This window comes from Pseudomonas vanderleydeniana (assembly GCF_014268755.2).
Lineage (GTDB): Bacteria > Pseudomonadota > Gammaproteobacteria > Pseudomonadales > Pseudomonadaceae > Aquipseudomonas > Aquipseudomonas vanderleydeniana.
The window spans coordinates 3,544,167-3,565,165 of record NZ_CP077093.1; the positions used below are offsets into that span (position 1 = coordinate 3,544,167).

Here is a 20,999-nt window from a genome sequence, read left to right on the forward strand (position 1 = left end):
ACTAGCGGGCACTTCACTGTAGTGACGCGCTTCGATACCTGACAGGCCGTGGGCAGCGAACTGCCGCTCGATGCCCACGGCCCGGGCTGGTCAGGCAAGAAAGTCGGCGAAGGCCTTGTCCTGTTCCAGTACCTGGGGCAGCTTGTCGAACAGCGCGTCGAGGTCCACGTCCTCGAACAGAGGGCCACCCAAGGCATTGCGCGCCTCGGCGTCCGGCCCGCCATGCCGCTCCAGCTCGTCGCAGATTTCCATGGCCTGGGCGATGATCCGCGCGTAGGGCTGTCCAGCAGGTGCCAGGTGCGGTTGGGCCTGGTAGCGGATGGCCGACTGGATGGTCAGTGGAAGATTCCAGCGTTTACCCAGCTCCGCGCCCACTTCCGGGTAGCCGAAGCCCAGTTGCTGGGTTTCACTGGCGGCGCGGCTGGTGGTGCCGCTGGCACCCTTGATACGTGCGGCGTAGTCCGGTGCACCGGTCTGGATCAACAGCTCGCCGATGTCGTGCATGACCCCGCAGGTGAACGCCACTTCAGCATCGAGGCCGGCCTGACGCGCCAGAAGGCGACTGACACTGGCGACCTGGAAACTACGGCCCCAGAACACCTTGAGATCGAAACCGGGTGCCGACTTGAAGGCCCCGGTCACGGCCGAAGCCAGCACCAGGGTGCGCAATACGTTGAAACCCAGGCGCATGGCCGCATCCTCGATGCTGGCCGACTCGCGGGCGCCCTTGAAACGCGCCGAGTTCGCCAGGCGCAGCACCTTGGCGGCGATCACCGGGTCACGTTCGATGTTGCGTGCCACGTTTTCGAGGCTTTCGTTACGGTTGTCGAATTGCTGGACCAATTCCAGGGCAACCTGGGGAATGCTGGGAAGACTGTGCAACTGCGCAAACAACGTATCGATATCCATGGTAAGGCTCTCTTCGTCCAGTGGAGACTCTTTACGATAGGCAATTTTTCGCGCTCTGCACGGCGTTTTCGAGTGCTATTGCGAAGCCAGAGACCGCCGCCCGATCAAGGGCAGTACCTGAGCGGAGCCCCTGGGGCAGGCCATTCACTGTCCACTTGGGCGTGCCCTCCACGACGCTCCGCGCCCGCTCTGGTGACGCCGGACGTCACAGGCAGCATTCCCACGCAGAGCGTGGGAACGATCAGTGGATTCGCGTCTTCCTAGGAAATTTCAGTCGATGGAAAGAGAGCTTTCGTTTCGGTGCTGGGCTCCGTTTGTCGAGCCGGTGCGGTTTTTCGCTTGCGGGTCAGTACACCCGCCAGCAAATCGAGGCTGGTGCAGAACACGAAGTACACCAACGCCACGAACAGGAAGATCTCCGTCGGATGAACCATCACCCGGTTGCTCACCTGCGTCGCGACGAAAGACAACTCTCCCACGCCAATCACATACGCCAGCGACGTATCCTTGATCAGTGAGACCCACTGGTTGAGAAACGACGGCAGCATGATCGGCAATGCCTGGGGCAGGATGATCAGGCGCATGACCTGTACCGGCCGCATGCCCAACGCCCGCGCCGCAGCCCATTGGCCGGCGGGCAGGCTCTGGATGCCGGCATGCACTGAGTACGCGAGGTAGGCACCGCCGATCAGCGACAGGGCACAGACCACGGTGAACAGCGCCGGGATGTCGAAATGGAACAGGATCGGCAGCAGGAAGTAGCTCCAGAAGATCAGCATCAGTACGGGAATTGCACGCAGGAAACCCAATGCCGCAATCAATGTGCCTTTAGGCCAGCCCTTGAGGGTGCTCAGCGCAATGCCCAGCACCAGGCCCAGGAGGGCGGCACTGACCCCGGAAAGGACGCTCAACACCAGTGTCAGGGCGGCACCGCCGAGCGGGCCGTTGGGATAGGCGCCCAGCAGGAAGTAGTCGAGGTTGTCGGTGATGACGGAAAAATCCATGACTCAGGCGGCTCCCTGACGATAACGCTTGGTCTGGCGGACCCATTGGCCCGCCGCTTCGATCAACGCAATGCTGAAGATGTAGAGCAGGGTGGCGAAACCGAAGGCCTGGAAGGTCTTGAAGGTTTCGGTCTCGACCTGGCGCGAGGCATAGGACAGCTCGGCCAGGCCGATGGCCATGGTCAACGAGGAGTTCTTCAAGGCATTCATGTATTGCCCCAGCAGCGGCCCCAGGGCCGTACGCAGGGCCTGCGGCAAGACCACGTAGCGCCACACCTGTGCCGGGCGCAGGCCCATGGCCAGGCCGGCCTCACGCTGCTGTGGGCGCACCGAGGCTACGCCAGCACGGAATTCTTCGGCAATGAAAGCCGAGGTGTAGAGCATCAGGCCCCAGAATCCGGCGATGAACTCGAAGGACGGCCAGTTGAGTGTCACGCCGGCAAGCGTCACTTCATGAGGCAGGTTGAGCCAGCTCACCAGCTCTTCGGGCAGTAGCGCACTGACGCCGAAGTACCAGAAGAACAGTTGCACCAGCAGCGGTGTGTTACGCAGCAGCGCCAGGTAGCTGCGTGCTGGCCAGGCCAGCCAGCGTGAACCGGACAGCCGCGCCAGGCACACCAGGAAGCCAAGCCCGGTGGCGACCAGGCAGACCACGGCAGACAGCGCCAGCGTCAGGACAAATCCATCGAACAGCCATTTCAGGTACTGCGGGCCGAGCAATTCACCAAACATCGATCACGAAGTCCATCCAGAAGACAAAGAGCCCGCACGGCGAACCGGGCAGGCTGTGGGGCCGCAGGGGCAGTGATCAGCTCTTGTCGCCGATCTTGTACAGGCGGGTCAGCGGGGTCTTGGTGTCCGGGCCGAACCAAGTGTCGTAGATCTTCTGCGCCTGGCCCTTGGCCTCCAGTTCCACCAGCGTCTGGTTGACCACCTCGGTCAGCGCCGTCTCGCCCTTGGGCACGCCCACGCCGATCAGGTCGTTGGAGATGGTGAAGGGCGGCACTTCGTACTTGTCCTTGTCCGGCACGTTGGCCAGCAGGCCGATCAGTTTCGGGCCGTCCTGGGTGATGGCCTGGACGTTGCCGTTGCGCAGGGCCGTGAAGGCAAAGGGGGTGTCGTCGTAGGCCACGACCTTGGCACCCGGGAATTTCTCACGCAGCACGCCTTCGTTGGTGGTGCCCTTGTCGACGCCGACGCGCCACTTGTTCAGGTCGTCCTGGGACTTGAGGGTGCCTTTCTTGACGATGAACTGCTGGCCGGAGCTGAAGTAGGGAATGCTGAAGTTGACCTGCTCGGCACGTTCCGGGGTGATGGTGAAGTTGGCCAGCACCAGGTCGACCTTGTTCGCCACCAGCAAGGGCACGCGGTTGGCCGGGTTGGTCGGCTGCAGTTGCAGCTTCACGCCGAGCTTGTCGGCGATGGCCTTGGCATAGTCCACGTCCAGGCCTTCGATCTGTTTGGTCTTGGCATCGATGAAGCCGAAGGGCGGGTTGCTGTCGAACGAGGCGACGCGCAATACGCCGGATTTCTTGATGTCTTCCAGGCGGTCGGCATGGGCCAGGCCCGAGACGATCGCGAGGGTGAGGGCAGTGAGGGCAGTCAATTTTTTCATGGGGATCTCAACACTTGATGGATGATTCGGCGCCGAGTCTTGCAGCCCAATGGTCGACCAACAAAAGAATATAAAAGAATTTATTGATATCTTTTAAGAATAAGTCGATTTCCCGGGCTCTCCCCGTAACTCGCGTTCCAGAGCCTTCCAGGCAAGAGAGGGGGAAGGTCAGCGGCAACCTGCCTGTGTGATGACGAGCGAGTCGAGTACGAAACTAAGCTAATTCTAAAAAGATATTTATTGATGATTTTTAAGATCAGATAGTTTTATGTGAAAGACAAATCCGTTCCGATCACAGGGAGTGAAGCATGCCGCAGCCGCTGGATATCACTGCATTACCGCTGTTGGACCTTTCTGCACTCGACGGCAGCGCCGAGCAACGCCAGGTATTTCTTGACGCACTGCGTCAGGCTGCGCGGGATGTTGGTTTCTTCTATCTGACCGGTCACGGTGTCGACAACGAGCTGCTGCGGCAGGTCCAGGCGCATGCCTGGCAGTTCTTCGCCTTGCCCGAGGAGGAAAAGGCGGCTGTCGGGATGATCCACTCGCCGCACTTTCGTGGCTACAACCGTGCGGCCTCGGAAATCACCCGGGGCCAGCCGGACCTGCGCGAGCAGTTCGACGTCGGCGCCGAACGCCAGCCTATTGAAGTAGACGAACACACGCCGACCTGGGCTCGCCTGCAAGGTCCGAACCTGTGGCCGCAGAAGCTGCCGCAGCTCAGGCCGTTGCTGCTGGAATGGCAACAGCAGATGACCCGCATGTCGCTGCGCCTGTTGCGCGCTTTCGCCGAGGCGCTGTCGCTGCCTGAAGGGGCCTTCGATCCGTTGTACGGCGACAAGCCCAACGAACACATCAAGCTGATCCGCTATCCGGGCCGCGCTGCGAACGAGAGCAACCAGGGCGTCGGGGCGCACAAGGATTCCGGTTTTCTCAGTTTTCTGCTGCAGGACCAGCAGGCCGGCCTGCAGGTGGAAGTCGAGGAGGGCCGCTGGATCGACGCGCGGCCACGGGACAACACCCTGGTGGTGAACATTGGCGAGCTGCTGGAGCTGGCCACCAACGGTTACCTGCGTGCCACGGTGCATCGCGTGCAATCGCCGCCGGCAGGTAGCGAACGACTGTCGATCGCTTTCTTCCTCGGTGCCCAACTCGATGCGGTGGTGCCGCTCTATCCGCTGCCCACCGCCTTGCTGCGCGAAGCACGCGGCCCTGCCAGTGATCCGGACAACCCGCTGTTTCGCGATGTGGGCTGGAACTACCTCAAGGGTCGACTGCGTTCGCACCCTGATGTCGCCCAGCGTTTCTACGCCGATGCACTGGCACCCAAGGCCGTCAGCGCCTGACCCTCTCACTCGATCAAGGACTCTTCGCATGCTGAAAAAAACCGCATTGACCCTGGCGGTCTGGGCCGGGCTTTCCTCCTCGTTTGCTGCACTGGCCGCCGAGCCCTTGCGCGTCGCCGCCGACCCGGTGCCCCACGCCCAGATCCTCGCCTATGTGCAGAAGCTCGACCCGCAACTGAACCTCAAGGTCATCGAGATTCCCAACGGCGTGAACTCCAACGAGCTGCTGGCCCACGGTGATGTCGATGCCAACTACTTCCAGCACCTGCCGTACCTGCACTCCCAGGAACAGGCCCTGGGCCAGAAGTTCGCCGTGGCGGCGACCGTGCACATCGAACCACTGGGGATCTATTCGCATCGGCACAAGAACTTCGACCAGGTGCCGCAGAAGGGGACCGTGGCCGTGCCGAATAATGTCACCAACCTCAGTCGTGCGCTGTACCTGCTGCAGGACAATGGCCTGATCAGGCTCAAGCCCGGTTTCAACGATCCGGCCACCGACCAGGCCACGCCCAAGGATATCGCCGAGAACCCGAAGCAGTTGAAGATTCTCGAAATCGAGTCGCCGCAGATACCTCGCGCCCTGGATGATGTCGACCTGGCAGTGATCAACGGCAACTATGCGCTGGAAGCCGGTTTGTCGCCGGCCAAGGATGCCCTGGGCCTGGAGAAGGCCAATCACAACCCGTATGCCAATATCGTGGTGACCACGCCGAAGCTGCAGGATGACCCGCGTATCAAACAGTTGGCCAAGGACCTGGCGTCGCCAGAGGTGGCGAAGTTCATCAATGACAACTACTCGGGTTCGGTGATTCCGGTGGCGGGCAACGTGCAATGATCAGCGTTGAGCAATTGAGCAAACGTTATGGCGACGGCCCGCCAGTGTTGGAGCAGGTGTCGCTGGGCATTCCGGACGGCTCGATCTATGGCATCGTGGGTCGTAGCGGTGCTGGCAAGTCGACCCTGCTGCGTTGCCTCAATCTGCTCGAACGCCCCAGCTCGGGCCGGGTGGTGGTCGACGGCCAGGACCTGACGACACTGTCTGATCGGGAGCTGCGCCAACAACGCCAGCGCATCGGCATGATCTTCCAGGGGTTCAACCTGCTGCATTCGCGCACGGTGTTCGACAATGTCGCCGTGCCCCTGGAGATCGCCGGTACGCCCAAGGCTGAACGACAGGCCCGGGTCAGCGAGTTGCTGGAGCTGGTGGGGCTGGCGGACAAGGCCGGGGCCTTTCCATCGCAATTGTCTGGCGGGCAGAAGCAGCGGGTCGGGATGGCCCGGGCTTTGGCGGCGCGCCCGGCCTATCTGCTGTCGGACGAGGCCACCAGTGCGCTGGACCCGGAAACCACCGAGTCGATCCTGCACTTGCTACGCGACATCAATCGGCGCCTGGGCCTGACCATCGTGCTGATCACCCATGAACTGGATGTGGTCAGGTCGATCTGCGATCACGCCGCGTCCCTGGCCCAGGGCCGGCTTTTGGAGGCCGGGCCGCTGTCGCGTCTGCTGGCCGATCCGGACTCGGCGCTGGGGCGCTCGCTGCGTCCTGCCGCACCGGTACATGTCGAGGATGAAGTCCGCACCCCACGCCTGAGGCTGGCACTGCTATGAACCGTACGATCGACTGGAACGAGATCTTCCAACTGGTACTCAACGCCACGGGGGAAACGCTCTACATGGTGCTCCTGGCGGGGTTGTTCACCTTGCTGATCGGTCTGCCGCTGGGGGTGTTGCTGTTCGTCACCCGCCGCCATGGCCTGTATCCGCTGCCGCGGCTGAACAGCAGCCTGGCGGCGCTGGTCAACCTGGGGCGGTCACTGCCGTTCGTGGTGATGCTGATTGCGCTGATTCCGCTGACCCGGTTGATTGTCGGCACCACCCTGGGCAGCACGGCCGCCGTAGTGCCGATCACCATCGGTGCCTTTCCGTTCTTTGCCCGTATCGTCGAAAGTGCCCTGGATGAGGTCGAAAAGGGGCGAATCGAGGCCATTCTATCCATGGGCGGCGATATCCGTCACGTGATCTTCAAGGTGCTGCTGCCCGAGTCGCTGCCGGCGTTACTGGCCGGTGTCACGCTGACCGTGGTGATGCTGATCGGTTTTTCGTCCATGGCCGGGGTCATCGGCGGTGGCGGGCTGGGGGACCTGGCCATCCGCTACGGCTACCAGCGTTTCAACAACGAAGTCATGGTCGCCACGGTGGTGGTCCTGGTCATCCTGGTGCAGGGCGTACAGAGCCTGGGCGATCGCCTGGTGCGCTCCCTGGCCCATCGGCGCTGAATTTTTTTCGTATCGCTTAGACTGATTATTTCTGGCGGTTATTGGTATAGCGCTTCCGGGCATATCCATGACGGGCAAAGCGTCGCTGGATCTTCCATTTTTTCCGCTTTGGCGACGCAACGGTCGCCAAGGCAGAAATCCTCTCGTAAACGACAGCAAAAACTCCGCTGTGGCAGCCGTTCCTGCTGCTCCACCGGCGTCTTGTCGTGCGTTCGGCAATCCCTAGAATCCGCCTCCATCCGCTTCATCCAACTATCGAAGATCAGGGAGTTTCACCATGATGAATGCCATGCAGATGCCAATGCCGATGAACGCCATGCCCATGATGCCCGCCATGGGAATGCCGATGATGATGGCAACCATGACCTGCGAAATGATGGACGACGGCATGCTGTGCACGATGATGCCGGCCGCGGGCATGGACATGGCGATGTTCAGGAACAGCGCGCAGATGATGCAGATGATGATGGACTGCGGCATGCCGATGATGATGCATTGCGCCAACATGAGCATGATGTGCATGTCCCAGGCGGCCATGGCCATGCCGATGATGGGCGGCATGATGCCAATGCCGATGATGGGCATGCCGATGCCTTCGATGAAGTGCGTGATGGAGTGCACCCTGCAGGGCGATGCCATGATGTGCAAGATCATGCCAATGGCAGGCATGAACATGGACATGATGAAGAGTTGCTGCAACCTGATGATGAAACTGATGAACGACTGTGGCATGCCGATGATGATGAGCTGCAACGGCATGCCGTTGATGTGCTGCACCTGCTGATCGGTTGCCTGGTTGCAGCAAGCCCGGCGGGAGAGATCCACGCCGGGCTTTTTCATGCCTGTTCGTTCAGTCCGGGCGTTCGGGGTGGGTCACCACCAGGTAGGCCACCGCTTCACTGTCGGCCGGATTGCGATAACGGTGCGGCTGGTCGGCGTAGAACAGGATCGAGTCGCCGGGTGAGAGCAGGTAGCGCTCCTCGTTCAGGCTGATCTCCAGTACGCCCTGGGACACCACCAGGTTTTCCTGGACGCCCGGGCCGTGGCCCGCGGATTCTTCTTCACCCAGCGGGCTCAGGCGCAGTTCGTAGAATTCCGATTGACGAGCCACGTCGAAAGGAAACAGCGCGCGACTGACAAAGCTGCCGTTGGCACTGACCAGGCGTTTGCTCTGGCTGGCCGAAAGCACGGCGACGCCTTCGAAGGCACGATGTTCGAGGAAGGCGGCGACCGACACCTTCAGGCCCTTGGCGATCTTGCACAGCACCTTGATCGACGGCACGCTGCGACCGGACTCGATCTGCGCCAGCATCGCCCGGCTGACGCCGCATTGGCGGGCGAGGGCGTCCAGGGAAAGGTGGTGCTTGCCGCGTAGACGTTGCAGGTTCTGGGCGACCCGGGCACAAATCGAGTCTTCCTCGAGCGTTGCCAGGTGGTTCAGCTCCAGGGCGTGTTCATCAACACTGGCCAGGAACCGCGAAGGGTCTTGTGCATTCACGCGTGACGGGTCTCGCTGGCGGGTGCGCCCTGGGCCCATTGGCATGCCTGCTGGCCGGCATTGCGTGCGTAGAGCGCCCACAGCGCCCGTCCCAGCTGTTGCGCCTGTTTGCGTTTGCGGTAGTGAGCGAGGTCGATGACGTTATCGGTCGGGCGCATGGGGACTCTCCTGTGTCGGTATGAGCGGAGAGTACGTGGTTGTTTTAATAACGATAAATACTGATTATTTATTGATTGATTACTTTTGGATCTTAGTCGGCATTCCACAGGCCAGCCCGTCCTTGTAGGAGCCAGCAAGCTGGCGCCTACAGGGAGCTGGGCGCACGGCCGTCTGCCAGACCGGACGGGCAGGTTGGCAGCCCATGTGGCGAGCGGGCTTGCCCGCGCTGGGTTGCAGGGCAACCCCAAAGCCAGGTTGCTCAATGCTTCTGTCATACCGCGTCAGCAGAGTTGGGGCTGCTGCGCCCCCCGCGCGGGCAAGCCCGCTCGCCACGGAAGGAGTACAATGCCTGGCCCGGGTCGAGCCCGGACATGCCTTTGCCCGGAGCCCGATTGTCGATGTTCACGCTTACCCACCTGCAAACCCCGCCCCCCGAATCGATCAGGAGCCAGATCCTGCAGATGGTGGTCGATTACTTCACCGACATCAGCCAGGTCGCGCTGCCCCCGAGCAATCCGCTGTACAACCTCTATCAGTACGGGGTCGGCTACGAGGTGCATCTTTACCTGGATGCCATGGACGGCAGCAAGGGAATCCCGGCAGAACTCATCGTGGCCCTGGATGCAGATGAGCCGTCGCAGGTGCTGGGCTTTGTGCTGTATCTACCGGCCAGGGACGATCCTCAAGCCTGTGCCGTGGCCTACATGGCCGTCAGGGCCGATCGTCGCCGGCAGGGCGTGGCGCGGGCGATGCTCGAGCGGATGTTCGAGCACTATCCCCATGCCGAGCTCGCCTGTGCCCCCGGCAAGGTGCCGCATTTCGAGGCGATGGGTTTCCAGGTGCTGGCCGCGCGCGGTCCACAGGTGCTGATGAATACCCGTGACCACGGTACCGACGGCCTGATTGCGGTGATCGATGTGGCGCCGATCTACAGCTCCAAGGAGGTTCGGCAGATTCACGCCTACCTGTTGCAGCAGCATGGCCGCAAGGCGATGGCCGAAGCGGAGAAAAAACGCGACCGTCACCTTGACCAGATGACGCGCCAGGCCAGTGCACTGGTCCTGGAGCGCCTTGGCTGACAGGGGTTACTGCTGGGTGCCGAACAGCGCCGTCCAGTAGATGCCTGAATCACTCTTGGGGTCGACCGCATAGGCGCCGCCCATTTCGTGGAACTGCGGATTCATCAGGTTGGCGCAGTGCCCGGGACTGGCGAGCCAGCCGTCGACCACCTTGCGCCCGCTGTCCTGTCCGGCGGCGATGTTCTCGCCGATCTGCTGGGCAATGTAGCCCGCCAGTTCTGCCCGGTCGCCGGGCGTGTGGCCCTCACGATCCTGGTGATCGAAAAAATTGCTGTTGGCCATGTTGCGACTATGGCCCTCGGCGGCGCTGGCCAGCAGGGCATTCCAGGCCAATGGCGCGCTGGCGGCGAAGGACTGGCCACCACACTGACGCGGTTGGCTGCGGGCGGTATTGATCATTTCCAGCAACTTCTGTCCCTCGGCCTGGGAATCGCCCAGGCGTGCCGTCAACAGCGGGCGTGCCAGGACGATGCGCCAGTCGTTGCCCTGGCGGCTGACCCCGATGTCGACGAACTGCGGGTCGAGTACCACCCGGCAGAAACTCTCGCGTACCGCTTTCATCGCCGCATCGGCATCCCGTGGCCCGGACAGGCTGATCGCCTGGACATTGACCATCGGGTAGGCCGCGCGCGACAACGCCTGTTGCAGGTCGCCCGGGCTGTCAGGCGGCAGGACCAGGCGTGGGTCCGCGGCCAGGGGCGGCAGTTCCAGCGAGGCTTGGCCACCACAGCGCTGGACCTGGCCGCGGTAGCTGTTGATCGACTGCAGCAGTTGCGTTTCGTCGCTGGCCAGGGCGTTGGCGCTGGCTGCCAGCCCCAGTGCGAGCAGGGTAAGACGCAGGTTGGAAAACAGGGTGCGCATGGACATCCTCCTCGAACGAACTGCGCACATGATGCGCGATAGCACCCGGGTCCAGGCAAGGTGTTTTGTGTGAAACCGAGTGCGGAATGATTTATTCACACCGCTGTCGAACCTGCCAGCCCACCCCGGATCGACTGCCCGGCCGGGGCCGGGTGACCATCGTGGGCAGGGTTCATTCAACAGGGTGCAATCATGCGTCTGAACTGGATCGTCGCGTGTCTTGTTGTTGTCTTTACCAGCGAAGCGGCCCTCGCGCTCGCCGAGCAATCCGCCCCCCAGCCGCAAGTCGTCATCGACAAGGCCGAGGCCCTGGAGCAGAAGGCCGCGGAAAAGGAGAGCCCGGCGGCGGAACCCAAGGCGCCGATCCTGACCAAGGTCGAGACCCAGGTGGTGGATCCGGCCGGTGATGCGGCGGTGGCCGACACCATCACCTGTCTGTCGCGGACCATTTATTGGGAGGCCAAGGGTGGGCAACCGGCCGACATGGAGGCGGTGGCCAGCGTCGTGCTCAATCGCCTCGGTCACGAAGGTTTTCCCGGGACTATCTGCGAGGTGGTCAAGCAGGGCTCGGAGAAAAAGGCCTGCCAGTTTTCCTGGTGGTGCGATGGTCGCCCCGACGATGTCCAAGAAGAAGATCGCTATGCGGTTGCCAAGGAAATCGCCCGCAAGGCGCTCAACCAGCAGCTCAAGGACCGCACCAACGGCGCCATGTACTTTCATGACCGCAGTGTCAGCCCGGATTGGGTCAGGCAGTACATCCGTACCGCCGAGACCGGCAAGTTCCTGTTCTACAAACCTCGGGACGACAAGGCGAAATAGTCCCGTGTAGCGCAATGGGGCGGTCAATCCCTGAAAATGGTCTTAAATAACCGTCAGGGGGTGCCGGCACGCTTCCCGTTCCTGCGGCCGGCCGGTTTGTCCTGCGCCGATGGAGGGCCGCATTGTGTCGATAAGATTGCGTCTGTACCTGCTGATTGGCAGTGGCCTGCTCACCGTGCTGGTCATGGCGCTGGTCGGTTACCTGGGCAACCTGCGGATGGCACAGGCCACCAGTGACAGCGAGGTGAGCATGACCTTGCTGCGCAACCATCTGGAAGCCGACATGATGCACGATGCCCTGCGCGCCGACGTGCTGTCGGCGATGCTGCTCGGGCTGGGCAAGAGCCCCAACAGCGAGGCCGAGGTGCGTGATTCGCTGGCCGAGCACACCAGGCACTTTCGCGAGGTGCTTGGCGAAAACCTCAAGCTGCCGGTCAACGACAGCCTCAAGAACGCCTTGAGCCAGATCCGACCGAGCCTGGACACCTACATCGGGGCGGCCGAGCACATCGTCGACCTGGCCATTGCCAACCCGGATGCCGCCCAGCAGCAATTGGGCTCGTTCAGTACCGCGTTCAGCCACCTGGAGGACGAGATGGCCAAGCTGAGCGAACTGATCGAATCCAATGCGCAGTCCAGCGGCGACGGCACCCGACAGACCGTCAGCCACGCCAACCTGGTCCTGGTGCTGGTACTGGTGGCCGGCCTGCTGTTGCTGCTGCTCCAGGGCCGTTGGGTCATCAGTGGCATCATGGGGCCCTTGCAGACGGCCAGCCGCATTGCCGCCGACATTGCCCATGGCGACCTGAGTACGAGAATCGACGAACCCCGGCAACAGGACGAGGCCGCGCGACTGATCCGCAACCTGGCAACCATGCAGCGCGACCTGCGTAGCATGATCGAGGTGGTGCGCAGCAATGCCCATGACGTCAACGACATGAGCGTACAGTTGAGCGGCGGTTGTCATCAGGTCGCGGGCAGCAGCCAGCAACAGAGTGAAGCGGCCGGCACCATGGCCGCCGCGGCCAGCGAAATGACTGCAAGTATCGAAGAGATTACCCGCCACGCGGCGCGGGCCCTGAGCATGGCCAACCAGGCCGAGTCGCTGGCCAAGAATGGTGGGAAGGTGATCCACCAGGTGGTCAGTGACATGGATGACATCGCCCGTTCGGCCCAACACTCGGCACAGGTCATCCGTACGCTGGACAAGGAGTCCGAGGCGATCTTCGGCATTATCCAGGTGATCAAGGGGATCGCTGACCAGACCAACCTCCTGGCGCTCAACGCGGCCATCGAGGCGGCCCGCGCCGGTGAGCAGGGGCGGGGTTTTGCGGTGGTAGCCGATGAGGTGCGCGGCCTGGCAGGGCGTACCAGCGCCTCGACCCAGGAGATTGCCGACATGGTGCTGCGTATCCAGCACAGCACCCGCGAAGCCGTCAACAGCATGGAGGCGGGGGTGGCCCAGGTCGACAAGGGCATGGCAGTGACGGCGGAGGTCGAGCGCGCCATCAGTGAGATCCTCGAGGCAACCCTGCATACCAGCGAGCTGGTCAACGATATCTCGCGAACCATCGGCGAACAGAGCCTGGCGAGCAATGAAATTGCCCATCAGGTGGAAAAGATCGCCGATATGTCCACCGGCAATAATCAGATCATTGGCCAGACAGCGGCGAGCACCGATCAGTTGTCCAGCCTGGCCGGACAACTGTCGCAATCGGTGGACCGTTTTCGGCTCTGATGAGTGGCGGCGCTCAGGCCAGGTAACGCCGGAACCAGGCCACGGTTCGATCCCAGGCCAGCTTGGCGGCGGCCTCGTCGTAGCGAGGCGTGGAGTCGTTATGGAAACCGTGGTTGACGCCCTGGTAGATATGCGCCTCGTAGACTTTGCCGTTGGCTTTCAAGGCCTGTTCGTAGGCCGGCCAGCCATCGGTGATGCCCTTGTCCAGTTCGGCATAGTGCAGCAACAGGGGGGCCTTGATCCGGGGCACGTCTTCGGCCTTGGGTTGGCGACCATAGAACGGCACCGCCGCACTGAGCTCGGGATAGGCTACGGCGGCCGCGTTGGCAACCCCGCCGCCGTAGCAGAAACCGGTGATGCCGACCTTGCCGGTACTGGCCTCATGTTTCATCAGCCACTCGATGGCGGCGAAGAAGTCGTTCATCAGTTTCTCGGGGTCGACGGTTTTCTGTAGCGCGACACCTTTTTCATCGTTGCCGGGGTAGCCACCGACCGAGGACAGGCCGTCGGGCGCCAGGGCGATGAAGCCGGCCTTGGCCGCACGCCGCGCGACATCTTCGATATAGGGATTCAGGCCACGGTTCTCGTGTACCACGACGACCGCCGGTACCTTGCCGCTGACCTTGGCCGGACGCACGAGATAACCCCTGACCTGCTGATGCCCCTTGGGTGAAGGGTAGGTGATGTATTCGGCGACGATATCCGGATCGGTGAAGGGCACCTGCTCGGCCAGCGCGTAGTTCGGGCTGAGCGCCGCCAGTACGCTGGCGGCTGCCATGGTCCCCAGGGTGAACTTGGCTGCCCGGTCGATGAACTCCCGCCGGTTGATCCTGCCGTGGACGTAGTAGTCGTAGAGTTCCAGCAATTCGGGGGCAAAGTCTTTCGCGGTGAGACGTTCCATCGTTACGCTACCTTGTCGAGTGGTTCGAGAGGCTGATCCGGGCAATCGCGGAGGATCAATGCAATCGACTCATTAAAGCAGCCTTTGACGGTCCCATGAAACCCAGGGCGCCGGGAGGTGGCCGCCGGCACTGGCAGTAACGACGGCACACGGTGCGAGATGGTCGCACCGGGGAGAGGCGATCAGCCGAAACGACCGGTGATGTAGTCTTCAGTCTGTTTCATTTTCGGATGGGTGAAGATCGAGTCGGTAGCATCATGTTCGATCAGCTCGCCCATGAACATGAACGCCGTGTAGTCCGACACCCGCGCAGCCTGCTGCATGTTGTGGGTGACGATGATCACGGTGTACTGCTCCTTGAGCTCGGTGACCAACTGTTCGATACGACCGGTGGAGATCGGGTCCAGGGCCGAGGTCGGCTCGTCCAGCAGCAGGACCTGCGGGCGCAGGGCGATGGTGCGGGCGATGCACAGGCGCTGTTGCTGGCCGCCGGAGAGGCCCTGGGCGCTCTGCTTGAGCTTGTCCTTGACCTCGTTCCACAAGGCCGCGCCGTGCAGGGCCTGTTCGACCCGCTCATCCATTTCATGACGCGACAGCTTCTCGTGGTGACGCACGGCGTAGGCGATGTTCTCGTAGATCGACATCGGGAACGGTACCGGCTTCTGGAACACCATGCCGACCTGGCTGCGCAGGCGGTTCATGGAGTAGCCGGGCGCAAGGATGTTCTCGCCGTTGAGCAGCACTTCGCCACGGGCTTCCTGTTTCGGGTACATCGAATAGATGCGGTTGAACACCCGCAGCATGGTCGACTTGCCGCAACCCGAAGGGCCGATGATGGCCGTGATGCGTTTCTCCGGGATATCCAGGTCGATGGACTTCAGCGACCGCTGGTTGTTGTAGAAAAACTCCAGGCCACGAACGCGAATCTTGGTGTTCTCGCTGGCAAGGTCACGGGTCTTCATCAGGTCAGCCTATTACGCAAAAGGATCAATCGGGACAGCAAACTGAGCAGCAGGACGAACAGGGTCAGTACCAGGGCGCCGGCCCAGGCCAGCGAGTGCCAGTCCTCGAACGGGCTCATTGCGTACTGGAAGATCACCACTGGAACGCTGGCGATCGGCTTGAGCAGGTTGCTGCTCCAGAACTGGTTGCCGAAGGCGGTGAACAGCAGCGGGGCGGTTTCGCCGGTGATACGGGCCAGGGCCAACAGCACGCCGGTGATTACGCCGGCCTTGGCCGCGCGCAAGACGATCTGCAGGGTCAGCTTCCACTGCGGTACGCCCAGCGCCAACGCGGCTTCGCGCATGGTCGAGGGTTGCAGCTGGAGCATTTCGTCGGTCGTGCGGACCACCACCGGGATCACCAGCAGGGCCAGGGTCAGGGCACCGGCAATGGCGGAGAAACCGATCTGGTGGTTGCTCAGGATGTTCATCGGCAGGATCACGCCGGTGTAGATGAACAGCCCCAGCACGATCGACGGTGCCGACAGCAGGATGTCGTTGATGAAGCGCACCACGGCGCCCAGGCGCGAATGGCGGGCGAACTCGGCCAGCCAGACACCGGCCATCAGGCCGATCGGCGTACCGACCAGCAAGGCGATCAGCGACATCAGTGCACTGCCGTAGAACGCATTCGCCAGGCCGCCTTCGGTGCCCGGCGGTGGCGTCATGTCGGTGAACAGCCGCAGGTTGAGGGCTTCGAAACCGTTGATGACGGTGGTCAGGAGAATCCACACCAGCCAGGTCAGGCCAAACAGGGTGGCACCGCAACTCAGGACCATGGCGATACGGTTCTTGAGGGCGCGGTTGCGATAAAGACGTTCGTTGCCTGTCATAGCCCTTCCTTGCGTGAGAGTCGCATGAGCATCAGTCGCGCCAATGCCAGGACGAAAAAGGTCACGACAAACAGCAGGAAACCCAGGCCGATCAGCGCCGAGCGGTGCAGGTCGGTGTAGGCCTCGCTGAACTCGTTGGCGATGATCGAGGCAATGGAGCTGCTCGGCATCAGCAACGAAGCGGAGAACTGTTGGGCGTTACCCAGAACGAAGGTCACCGCCATGGTCTCGCCCAGGGCCCGGCCGAGGCCGAGGAACACGCCACCGACGACTGCCGAGCGGGTGTAGGGCAGGACGATGTCCCAGACCACTTCCCAGGTCGTGCCACCCAGGGCGTAGGCCGATTCCTTGAGGGTGGTCGGTACGCTGCGAAACACCTCGTGCATCACCGAGGTGATGAAGGGGGTGATCATGATGGCCAGGACGATGCCGGCGGTGAGCATGCCGATGCCCAGGGGCGGGCCCTGGAACAGCGGCCCTACCAGCGGCAGAGCGCCGAGGTAGTCATTGATCCACGGGGCCAGGTGTTCGGCCATGAACGGACCGAAGACGAACAGGCCCCACATGCCGTAGATGATCGAGGGAATCCCGGCCAGCAGCTCGACTGCCGAGGCAACCGGCATGCGCAGCCAGGGCGGCGCGACTTCGGTGAGGAAGATCGCGATGCCGAAGCTCACGGGAACGGCGATCAGCAAGGCCAGGAAGGAGGTCACGAGGGTGCCGTAGATCGGTACCAGCGCGCCAAAGTGATTATTGACCGCATCCCATTCGGTGCTGGTCAGGAAGTCGAGACCGAAGGTCTTGAAGGCGAGGCTGCCACCCCACAGGGTGGAGGCTGCGATGCTTGCCAGCAGGATCAGCACCAGCATGGCGGCGCCGAACATGGTTCGCTTGAACCACAGGTCATGCCGGTGATCGCGGGCGGCCCGTTCTTCACCGGCCACGTCGCTGCTGTAGGTGGACAAGGCCAGAGGTTGCACGGAGTCGTTCATCATTACTCTGCTCAAGTCCCGTCACCCGGCCGCAAGGCACGAGTGACGGGCGGTTTCAGGCGGGCGGATCAATGGGCGAAGTCAGACTTCCAGTAACCTTCGATGCGCTTGACCAGCGAGTCGGGCAGGGCCACGTAGTCCAGCGAGGCGGCTTGCTGCTGACCCTTCTCCAGCGACCACTTGAAGAAGTCGAAGGCGGCCTTGCTTTGTTCGGCATTCTTCGGCTGCTTGTACATGATGATCCAGGTGGTGGCGGTGATTGGCCATGCGGCATCGCCTGGAGCGTTGGTCATGATCAGGTTGAAGTCCTGGGCGCTGGCCCAGTCGGCGGTATCGGCCGCAGCCTGGAACGCCTTGGCGCTAGGCTCGACGAACTTGCCGGAAGCGTTCTTCATCTGGGCATGGGTCATCTTGTTCTGCAGGGCATAGGCGTATTCGACATAGCCGATCGAGTTCTTGATCTGCTTCACGTAGGCCGAGACACCTTCGTTGCCCTTGCCACCAACCCCCACTGGCCATGGCACGGTGGTGCCGAAGCCGATCTTGGATTTCCAGCCTTCGCTGGCCTTGGCCAGGTAGTTGGTGAAGTTGTACGAGGTACCCGAACCATCGGAACGGTGTACGACGGTGATCTTGCCGCCAGGCAGCTTCAGGCCTGGGTTGAGGGCCGCGATGGCAGGATCGTTCCAGGTGGTGATCTCGCCCAGGAAAATCTTCGCCAGGCTTTCACCGTCGAGCTTGAGTTGGCCGGCGGCAACGCCGTCGATGTTCATCACCGGTACGATACCGCCGATGACGCTGGGGAACTGACCCAGGCCTGCGGCCTTGAGTTCGTCAGCCGACAGAGGGGCGTCGGAAGCACCGAAGTCCACGGTAGCGGCCTTGATCTGAGCGATACCGCCGCCCGAACCGATCGACTGGTAGTTGATGCGGTTGCTGGAGGTCTTGCTGTAGTCCTGGGACCACTTGGACAGTACCGGATAGACAAAGCTGGAACCGGCACCGGTCACATCGGTAGCGTGGGCGACGCCGCTCAGGCAGAGGGAGGCCAGCAGGACCGACAAGCGTTTTTTGGTCAGCAAAATCACGAGAATACCTCGGGGCTCAGGGTTGAAAAGATGGATCTACATGTCAGATAGCCAGCGATTTAATGCCGGAAATATTTCTGTCTGATGACAGGGCGGGTAAATGACGAAATATTTAGAAATAACCCATTGATTGCGGAAGAGAAGTTTCGATGGGCCCGAGCGTTGGAACGCGAGGGATGAACCCGCGTATCATGCGCTCCCTTGCATTGCCCGCCCCAAGGATTCACTCATGCCGTTGAGCAAACGCGACCAGGCTCGAACCGAGCGCCTGCTGGTCGCCACCCTGACCGAAGCCTGCGAAACGGCCAAGTCCGAGATCGTTGGATTCGGTTGGTTGACCCATGAGGTCGACTACGCGGTCTTTCCTGCAAGCCTGCAGGTGATCTGGGTCTTCGACACCCAGTTGGAGCAGCGCCAGGCGTTGGCTGCCGGCCTGGATGCACGGATGCTTGAGCTGACCAGCATTGCGCTGGTCGATGCCGGTGTCACGCTCGATCGGCTCGCCGCCCATGTGCATTTCGACAGCGAAGAAGCCTGTCTGCGGGAAAACGCCGGGGACTGGTCCCGGCGTATTGCGAGCAAGTACGCGCCGCGTACCCGTCGATAGAAAAGCTTGACACCCTGCCCTGGACGTCCTTGTCTTGAGCAGCCTAGTGGACGGACGGCCTAGCGTTGTCCAGTCCAGAAATCATGCAGCCCACGCGCCGCAGGCTCGATGGCCGCTACACGCTGACGATGCAGGGTCACGTCGAAATCGGCAGGGAGTTCGAAGTTATCCTGTTCGGCGCACAGCGTGATCGCACCCAGCCATTGGGCCTGGGCTGTCGGCAGCTCCGGCCACTGGCTGACGCCGACGCCACGCAGGTAGCCGAAGCACCATTCCTCGGCCAGCACCAGCGGCTGCCCCTGGTGTTCGGTTTCCTCGAAGCGGGCCTTGAATCCCTGGGAATCGTTGGCCATCTGGGTCGCACGGGCGTTCATGTGGCGCACGGCCAGGTCGATGAAGCGCTTGCAGTCCTGCGGGGTTTCCCAGTTCGGGTTCTGGTCGCCCCAGATGGCCGGGAACCAGATCGAGATATCGATCGGCGTCGGCCCCGATACCAGTGCGGTCAGGTAGCCGTCCAGCTCCGAAGGGTTGAGGACGGAGTGGTCGTCACCGTATTTGAGCAGCATGTCTTCGATGAACTCGAAGTCGGCGTCGATCAATGGCTGGTCTTGCATGGGCGGATCCTTGGTGGGGCGGGCGCGGTAGCAACGCGTCGCGCTGGAGAAAGGCGCGCAGGATGGCGCGTTCCGGCGCATTTATCCAGCATGAAACACTCGTGGCGAGCGTGCCACCACGAGTGGGCGTGGTTCACTGCCCGAGCGGCGTGCGTCCGGACACGAAGTGGCCGACATCGTTGAAGCCTGGCGTCGAGGCATGTCCCGGGGTGACCAGCGAGTCGATGAAGGCTTCATCCTCGGCACTGATCTTCACCGCCAGCGCCCGGGTGTAGCTGTCCCACTGTTCTTCGGTCCGCGGGCCGACGATGGCCGAACTGACGGCGGCGTTGTTCAGTACCCAGGCAATGGCAAACTCGACGATGCCCACGCCGCGCCCCTGGGCGTATTGCTGGACCTGCTGGGCGATGCGCAGGGACTCCAGGCGCCATTCGGTTTCCAGGATGCGTCGGTCCTGCCGTCCGGCCCGGCTATTGGCGTCTGGTGTCACGTCGGGTGCGTACTTGCCGCTGAGTACACCGCGGGCCAGGGGACTGTAGGGCACGACACCCAGGCCATAGGCCGCGGCTGCGGTGATCTGCTCGATCTCGGCCTGGCGGTTGACGATGTTGTAGAGCGGCTGGCTGATCACTGGTCGGTCGACCCCGAGCCGTTCAGCTACGCGGATCACCTCGGCGATCCGCCAGCCACGGTAGTTCGACACGCCCCAGTAGCGGATCTTGCCCTGGCGTATCAGGTCGCCAATGGCCGCTACCGTGACCTCCAGCGGCGTATCGTGGTCCTCGCGGTGCAGGTAGTAGATATCGAGGTAGTCGGTGCCCAGGCGGGTGAGGCTGGCCTCGATGGCATTGAAGATGTGCTTGCGGCTCAGGCCTCGGCGGTTCGGCACGCCGTCGGCCGGGCCGAAGCCGACCTTGGAGGCAATGATCCAGTCATGGCGATGGCGGGCCACGCCTTCGCCAACGATCTCTTCCGAGCGCCCGGCATTGTAGACGTCCGCGGTATCGATGAAGTTGACGCCCTGGTCCCAGGCCTTGTCGATGATGCGCAACGACGTCTCGGTATCGGTCTGTTCACCGAACATCATGCTGCCCAGGGTCAGAGATGACACCTTGAGCCCGGATTGGCCGAGGATGCGATAGCTCATGCTTGAGGTCCCTATTTACGCCGAAGGAAGACCTTCAATCAGATACCAGAAGCCTGCCGTCGAGCAATCCCGCAATTTTCCTGCCATTACCGTTCGTCGGCACTGTCATTTCTGACAGGTATCCGGTCACGGAAAAATCGAGAAGTATTTTGTTACAGGCTTGCTGCAGAGCAGGTACCTGCCAATGTGGTCATCATTCTTGGCTTTACAGGGAGAGGGATAATGTTCAAACCCAGACATTTCGTGGTGCTGGCACTGTCGCTGGTCGTGGCCCAGGGGGCGATGATTCCGGCAGCCATGGCCCAGGCCCAGCCTGCACCAACGACGCAGGGCATTACCGCAACCAAGGCCGGTACTCAACTGGCAACCGCCATCACGAAAAAGAGTAAGCACAAGAAACACAAGAAAACCCAGCACTCGGCCACTCAGGGCAGCGCGCTGAAAGCCAGCGCCTAAAGAGCCCATGCAAAAAAGGCCTGACACCGGCGTGCCGGTTATCAGGCCTT

General features: G+C 62.1%; 24 protein-coding genes and 1 pseudogene. 11 read left to right on the forward strand and 14 right to left on the reverse strand.

Going from position 1 to position 20,999, the window contains the following annotated elements:
* Positions 1–90 precede the first annotated feature (90 nt).
* The 4 genes from HU752_RS16135 to HU752_RS16150 form a co-directional block, all read right to left on the reverse strand.
* Entirely contained in the window at positions 91–909 is an 819-nt protein-coding gene (locus tag HU752_RS16135) for an HDOD domain-containing protein (protein WP_186676543.1), read from the reverse strand.
* Positions 910–1,169: 260 nt separating this feature from the next.
* Complete coding sequence (locus tag HU752_RS16140; RefSeq protein WP_186676541.1) at positions 1,170–1,913, reverse strand: amino acid ABC transporter permease; 744 nt, start codon at positions 1,911–1,913, stop codon at positions 1,170–1,172.
* Between the two features lie 3 nt (positions 1,914–1,916).
* Positions 1,917–2,645, reverse strand: coding sequence for an amino acid ABC transporter permease (locus HU752_RS16145; protein ID WP_186676538.1), 729 nt, complete (start codon positions 2,643–2,645; stop codon positions 1,917–1,919).
* A 76-nt stretch (positions 2,646–2,721) separates the two neighbouring features.
* Positions 2,722–3,528, reverse strand: coding sequence for an ABC transporter substrate-binding protein (locus HU752_RS16150; protein ID WP_186676536.1), 807 nt, complete (start codon positions 3,526–3,528; stop codon positions 2,722–2,724).
* A 308-nt stretch (positions 3,529–3,836) separates the two neighbouring features.
* Between HU752_RS16150 and HU752_RS16155 the strand changes: the two genes are divergently transcribed.
* The 5 genes from HU752_RS16155 (at position 3,837) to HU752_RS16175 (ending at position 7,940) form a co-directional block, all read left to right on the forward strand.
* On the forward strand, positions 3,837–4,874 hold the full coding sequence (locus HU752_RS16155; protein ID WP_186676534.1) for an isopenicillin N synthase family dioxygenase: 1,038 nt from the start codon (positions 3,837–3,839) through the stop codon (positions 4,872–4,874).
* 28 nt (positions 4,875–4,902) lie between these two features.
* A complete protein-coding gene (locus HU752_RS16160; protein WP_186676532.1) occupies positions 4,903–5,712 on the forward strand; it encodes a MetQ/NlpA family ABC transporter substrate-binding protein in 810 nt (269 codons plus the stop codon).
* Positions 5,709–6,488 (forward strand): methionine ABC transporter ATP-binding protein, encoded by a 780-nt coding sequence (locus HU752_RS16165; protein WP_186676530.1) that lies wholly within the window; start codon positions 5,709–5,711, stop codon positions 6,486–6,488. The genes HU752_RS16160 and HU752_RS16165 overlap by 4 nt, the downstream gene beginning before the upstream one ends.
* Positions 6,485–7,156 (forward strand): methionine ABC transporter permease, encoded by a 672-nt coding sequence (locus tag HU752_RS16170; RefSeq protein WP_186676517.1) that lies wholly within the window; start codon positions 6,485–6,487, stop codon positions 7,154–7,156. Before HU752_RS16165 ends, HU752_RS16170 begins: the two co-directional genes overlap by 4 nt.
* A 277-nt stretch (positions 7,157–7,433) precedes the next feature.
* The gene (locus HU752_RS16175) at positions 7,434–7,940 is read left to right on the forward strand and encodes a hypothetical protein (RefSeq protein WP_186676514.1); all 507 of its coding nucleotides are present in this window, start codon (positions 7,434–7,436) and stop codon (positions 7,938–7,940) included.
* 66 nt (positions 7,941–8,006) lie between these two features.
* Here HU752_RS16175 and HU752_RS16180 read toward each other — a convergent pair whose 3' ends face one another.
* Together HU752_RS16180 and HU752_RS16185 are read right to left on the reverse strand one after the other, a co-directional pair.
* Positions 8,007–8,654, reverse strand: a complete 648-nt coding sequence (locus tag HU752_RS16180) for a helix-turn-helix domain-containing protein (RefSeq protein WP_225920006.1) — start codon at positions 8,652–8,654, stop codon at positions 8,007–8,009.
* On the reverse strand, positions 8,651–8,812 hold the full coding sequence (locus HU752_RS16185) for a hypothetical protein (protein WP_186676508.1): 162 nt from the start codon (positions 8,810–8,812) through the stop codon (positions 8,651–8,653). The genes HU752_RS16180 and HU752_RS16185 overlap by 4 nt, the downstream gene beginning before the upstream one ends.
* Before the next feature lie 399 nt (positions 8,813–9,211).
* Between HU752_RS16185 and HU752_RS16190 the strand changes: the two genes are divergently transcribed.
* Positions 9,212–9,892 carry a GNAT family N-acetyltransferase gene (locus tag HU752_RS16190; protein WP_186676505.1) on the forward strand — a complete coding sequence of 227 codons (681 nt, stop codon included), beginning with the start codon at positions 9,212–9,214 and terminating at the stop codon, positions 9,890–9,892.
* Positions 9,893–9,898: 6 nt separating this feature from the next.
* Here the strand turns inward: HU752_RS16190 and HU752_RS16195 are convergent, their stop codons facing one another.
* On the reverse strand, positions 9,899–10,753 hold the full coding sequence (locus tag HU752_RS16195) for a CAP domain-containing protein (protein ID WP_186676502.1): 855 nt from the start codon (positions 10,751–10,753) through the stop codon (positions 9,899–9,901).
* Between the two features lie 192 nt (positions 10,754–10,945).
* Here HU752_RS16195 and HU752_RS16200 point away from each other — a divergent pair, with 192 nt between their 5' ends.
* From HU752_RS16200 to HU752_RS32185, 3 genes and pseudogenes are all read left to right on the forward strand, one after another.
* On the forward strand, positions 10,946–11,572 hold the full coding sequence (locus HU752_RS16200; protein ID WP_186676500.1) for a cell wall hydrolase: 627 nt from the start codon (positions 10,946–10,948) through the stop codon (positions 11,570–11,572).
* A gap of 109 nt (positions 11,573–11,681) precedes the next feature.
* Positions 11,682–12,452, forward strand: a pseudogene (locus tag HU752_RS32180) (MCP four helix bundle domain-containing protein); the annotation flags it as partial.
* Between the two features lie 132 nt (positions 12,453–12,584).
* On the forward strand, positions 12,585–13,310 hold the full coding sequence (locus tag HU752_RS32185) for a methyl-accepting chemotaxis protein (RefSeq protein WP_437182371.1): 726 nt from the start codon (positions 12,585–12,587) through the stop codon (positions 13,308–13,310).
* 13 nt (positions 13,311–13,323) lie between these two features.
* Here the strand turns inward: HU752_RS32185 and yghX are convergent, their stop codons facing one another.
* The 5 genes from yghX to pstS all read right to left on the reverse strand — a co-directional run bounded on the left by yghX (position 13,324) and on the right by pstS (position 18,122).
* A complete protein-coding gene (gene yghX, locus HU752_RS16210; RefSeq protein WP_186676496.1) occupies positions 13,324–14,211 on the reverse strand; it encodes a YghX family hydrolase in 888 nt (295 codons plus the stop codon).
* Positions 14,212–14,393: 182 nt separating this feature from the next.
* The gene (pstB, locus tag HU752_RS16215) at positions 14,394–15,173 is read right to left on the reverse strand and encodes a phosphate ABC transporter ATP-binding protein PstB (protein WP_017906904.1); all 780 of its coding nucleotides are present in this window, start codon (positions 15,171–15,173) and stop codon (positions 14,394–14,396) included.
* The gene (pstA, locus tag HU752_RS16220; RefSeq protein ID WP_186676493.1) at positions 15,173–16,045 is read right to left on the reverse strand and encodes a phosphate ABC transporter permease PstA; all 873 of its coding nucleotides are present in this window, start codon (positions 16,043–16,045) and stop codon (positions 15,173–15,175) included. Before pstA ends, pstB begins: the two co-directional genes overlap by 1 nt.
* On the reverse strand, positions 16,042–17,037 hold the full coding sequence (gene pstC / locus HU752_RS16225) for a phosphate ABC transporter permease subunit PstC (protein ID WP_186677150.1): 996 nt from the start codon (positions 17,035–17,037) through the stop codon (positions 16,042–16,044). The genes pstA and pstC overlap by 4 nt, the downstream gene beginning before the upstream one ends.
* 68 nt (positions 17,038–17,105) lie before the next feature.
* Positions 17,106–18,122 carry a phosphate ABC transporter substrate-binding protein PstS gene (gene pstS / locus HU752_RS16230; protein WP_186677148.1) on the reverse strand — a complete coding sequence of 339 codons (1,017 nt, stop codon included), beginning with the start codon at positions 18,120–18,122 and terminating at the stop codon, positions 17,106–17,108.
* A 232-nt stretch (positions 18,123–18,354) separates the two neighbouring features.
* Here pstS and HU752_RS16235 point away from each other — a divergent pair, with 232 nt between their 5' ends.
* The gene (locus HU752_RS16235; RefSeq protein ID WP_186676490.1) at positions 18,355–18,732 is read left to right on the forward strand and encodes a hypothetical protein; all 378 of its coding nucleotides are present in this window, start codon (positions 18,355–18,357) and stop codon (positions 18,730–18,732) included.
* A 59-nt stretch (positions 18,733–18,791) separates the two neighbouring features.
* Here the strand turns inward: HU752_RS16235 and HU752_RS16240 are convergent, their stop codons facing one another.
* Complete coding sequence (locus tag HU752_RS16240) at positions 18,792–19,346, reverse strand: UPF0149 family protein (protein WP_186676487.1); 555 nt, start codon at positions 19,344–19,346, stop codon at positions 18,792–18,794.
* A gap of 133 nt (positions 19,347–19,479) precedes the next feature.
* Entirely contained in the window at positions 19,480–20,493 is a 1,014-nt protein-coding gene (locus tag HU752_RS16245; protein WP_186676484.1) for an aldo/keto reductase, read from the reverse strand.
* Between the two features lie 222 nt (positions 20,494–20,715).
* Here HU752_RS16245 and HU752_RS16250 point away from each other — a divergent pair, with 222 nt between their 5' ends.
* Positions 20,716–20,949: a hypothetical protein gene (locus HU752_RS16250; RefSeq protein WP_186676481.1), complete on the forward strand. Its 234-nt coding sequence runs from the start codon at positions 20,716–20,718 to the stop codon at positions 20,947–20,949.
* Positions 20,950–20,999 lie beyond the last annotated feature (50 nt).

Bases quoted from the DNA above. Each gene is read 5' to 3' on its own strand.
- pstC (WP_186677150.1), bottom strand. From the start codon at position 17,037: ATGAACGACTCCGTGCAACCTCTGGCCTTGTCCACCTACAGCAGCGAC.
- pstA (WP_186676493.1), bottom strand. From the start codon at position 16,045: ATGACAGGCAACGAACGTCTTTATCGCAACCGCGCCCTCAAGAACCGT.
- HU752_RS16135 (WP_186676543.1), bottom strand. From the start codon at position 909: ATGGATATCGATACGTTGTTTGCGCAGTTGCACAGTCTTCCCAGCATT.
- HU752_RS32185 (WP_437182371.1), top strand. From the start codon at position 12,585: ATGGCCGCCGCGGCCAGCGAAATGACTGCAAGTATCGAAGAGATTACC.
- HU752_RS16165 (WP_186676530.1), top strand. From the start codon at position 5,709: ATGATCAGCGTTGAGCAATTGAGCAAACGTTATGGCGACGGCCCGCCA.
- HU752_RS16240 (WP_186676487.1), bottom strand. From the start codon at position 19,346: ATGCAAGACCAGCCATTGATCGACGCCGACTTCGAGTTCATCGAAGAC.
- yghX (WP_186676496.1), bottom strand. From the start codon at position 14,211: ATGGAACGTCTCACCGCGAAAGACTTTGCCCCCGAATTGCTGGAACTC.
- HU752_RS16235 (WP_186676490.1), top strand. From the start codon at position 18,355: ATGCCGTTGAGCAAACGCGACCAGGCTCGAACCGAGCGCCTGCTGGTC.
- pstB (WP_017906904.1), bottom strand. From the start codon at position 15,173: ATGAAGACCCGTGACCTTGCCAGCGAGAACACCAAGATTCGCGTTCGT.
- HU752_RS16150 (WP_186676536.1), bottom strand. From the start codon at position 3,528: ATGAAAAAATTGACTGCCCTCACTGCCCTCACCCTCGCGATCGTCTCG.
- HU752_RS16155 (WP_186676534.1), top strand. From the start codon at position 3,837: ATGCCGCAGCCGCTGGATATCACTGCATTACCGCTGTTGGACCTTTCT.
- HU752_RS16170 (WP_186676517.1), top strand. From the start codon at position 6,485: ATGAACCGTACGATCGACTGGAACGAGATCTTCCAACTGGTACTCAAC.
- HU752_RS16140 (WP_186676541.1), bottom strand. From the start codon at position 1,913: ATGGATTTTTCCGTCATCACCGACAACCTCGACTACTTCCTGCTGGGC.
- HU752_RS16250 (WP_186676481.1), top strand. From the start codon at position 20,716: ATGTTCAAACCCAGACATTTCGTGGTGCTGGCACTGTCGCTGGTCGTG.
- HU752_RS16185 (WP_186676508.1), bottom strand. From the start codon at position 8,812: ATGCGCCCGACCGATAACGTCATCGACCTCGCTCACTACCGCAAACGC.
- HU752_RS16245 (WP_186676484.1), bottom strand. From the start codon at position 20,493: ATGAGCTATCGCATCCTCGGCCAATCCGGGCTCAAGGTGTCATCTCTG.
- HU752_RS16195 (WP_186676502.1), bottom strand. From the start codon at position 10,753: ATGCGCACCCTGTTTTCCAACCTGCGTCTTACCCTGCTCGCACTGGGG.
- HU752_RS16200 (WP_186676500.1), top strand. From the start codon at position 10,946: ATGCGTCTGAACTGGATCGTCGCGTGTCTTGTTGTTGTCTTTACCAGC.
- HU752_RS16160 (WP_186676532.1), top strand. From the start codon at position 4,903: ATGCTGAAAAAAACCGCATTGACCCTGGCGGTCTGGGCCGGGCTTTCC.
- HU752_RS16175 (WP_186676514.1), top strand. From the start codon at position 7,434: ATGATGAATGCCATGCAGATGCCAATGCCGATGAACGCCATGCCCATG.
- HU752_RS16190 (WP_186676505.1), top strand. From the start codon at position 9,212: ATGTTCACGCTTACCCACCTGCAAACCCCGCCCCCCGAATCGATCAGG.
- HU752_RS16145 (WP_186676538.1), bottom strand. From the start codon at position 2,645: ATGTTTGGTGAATTGCTCGGCCCGCAGTACCTGAAATGGCTGTTCGAT.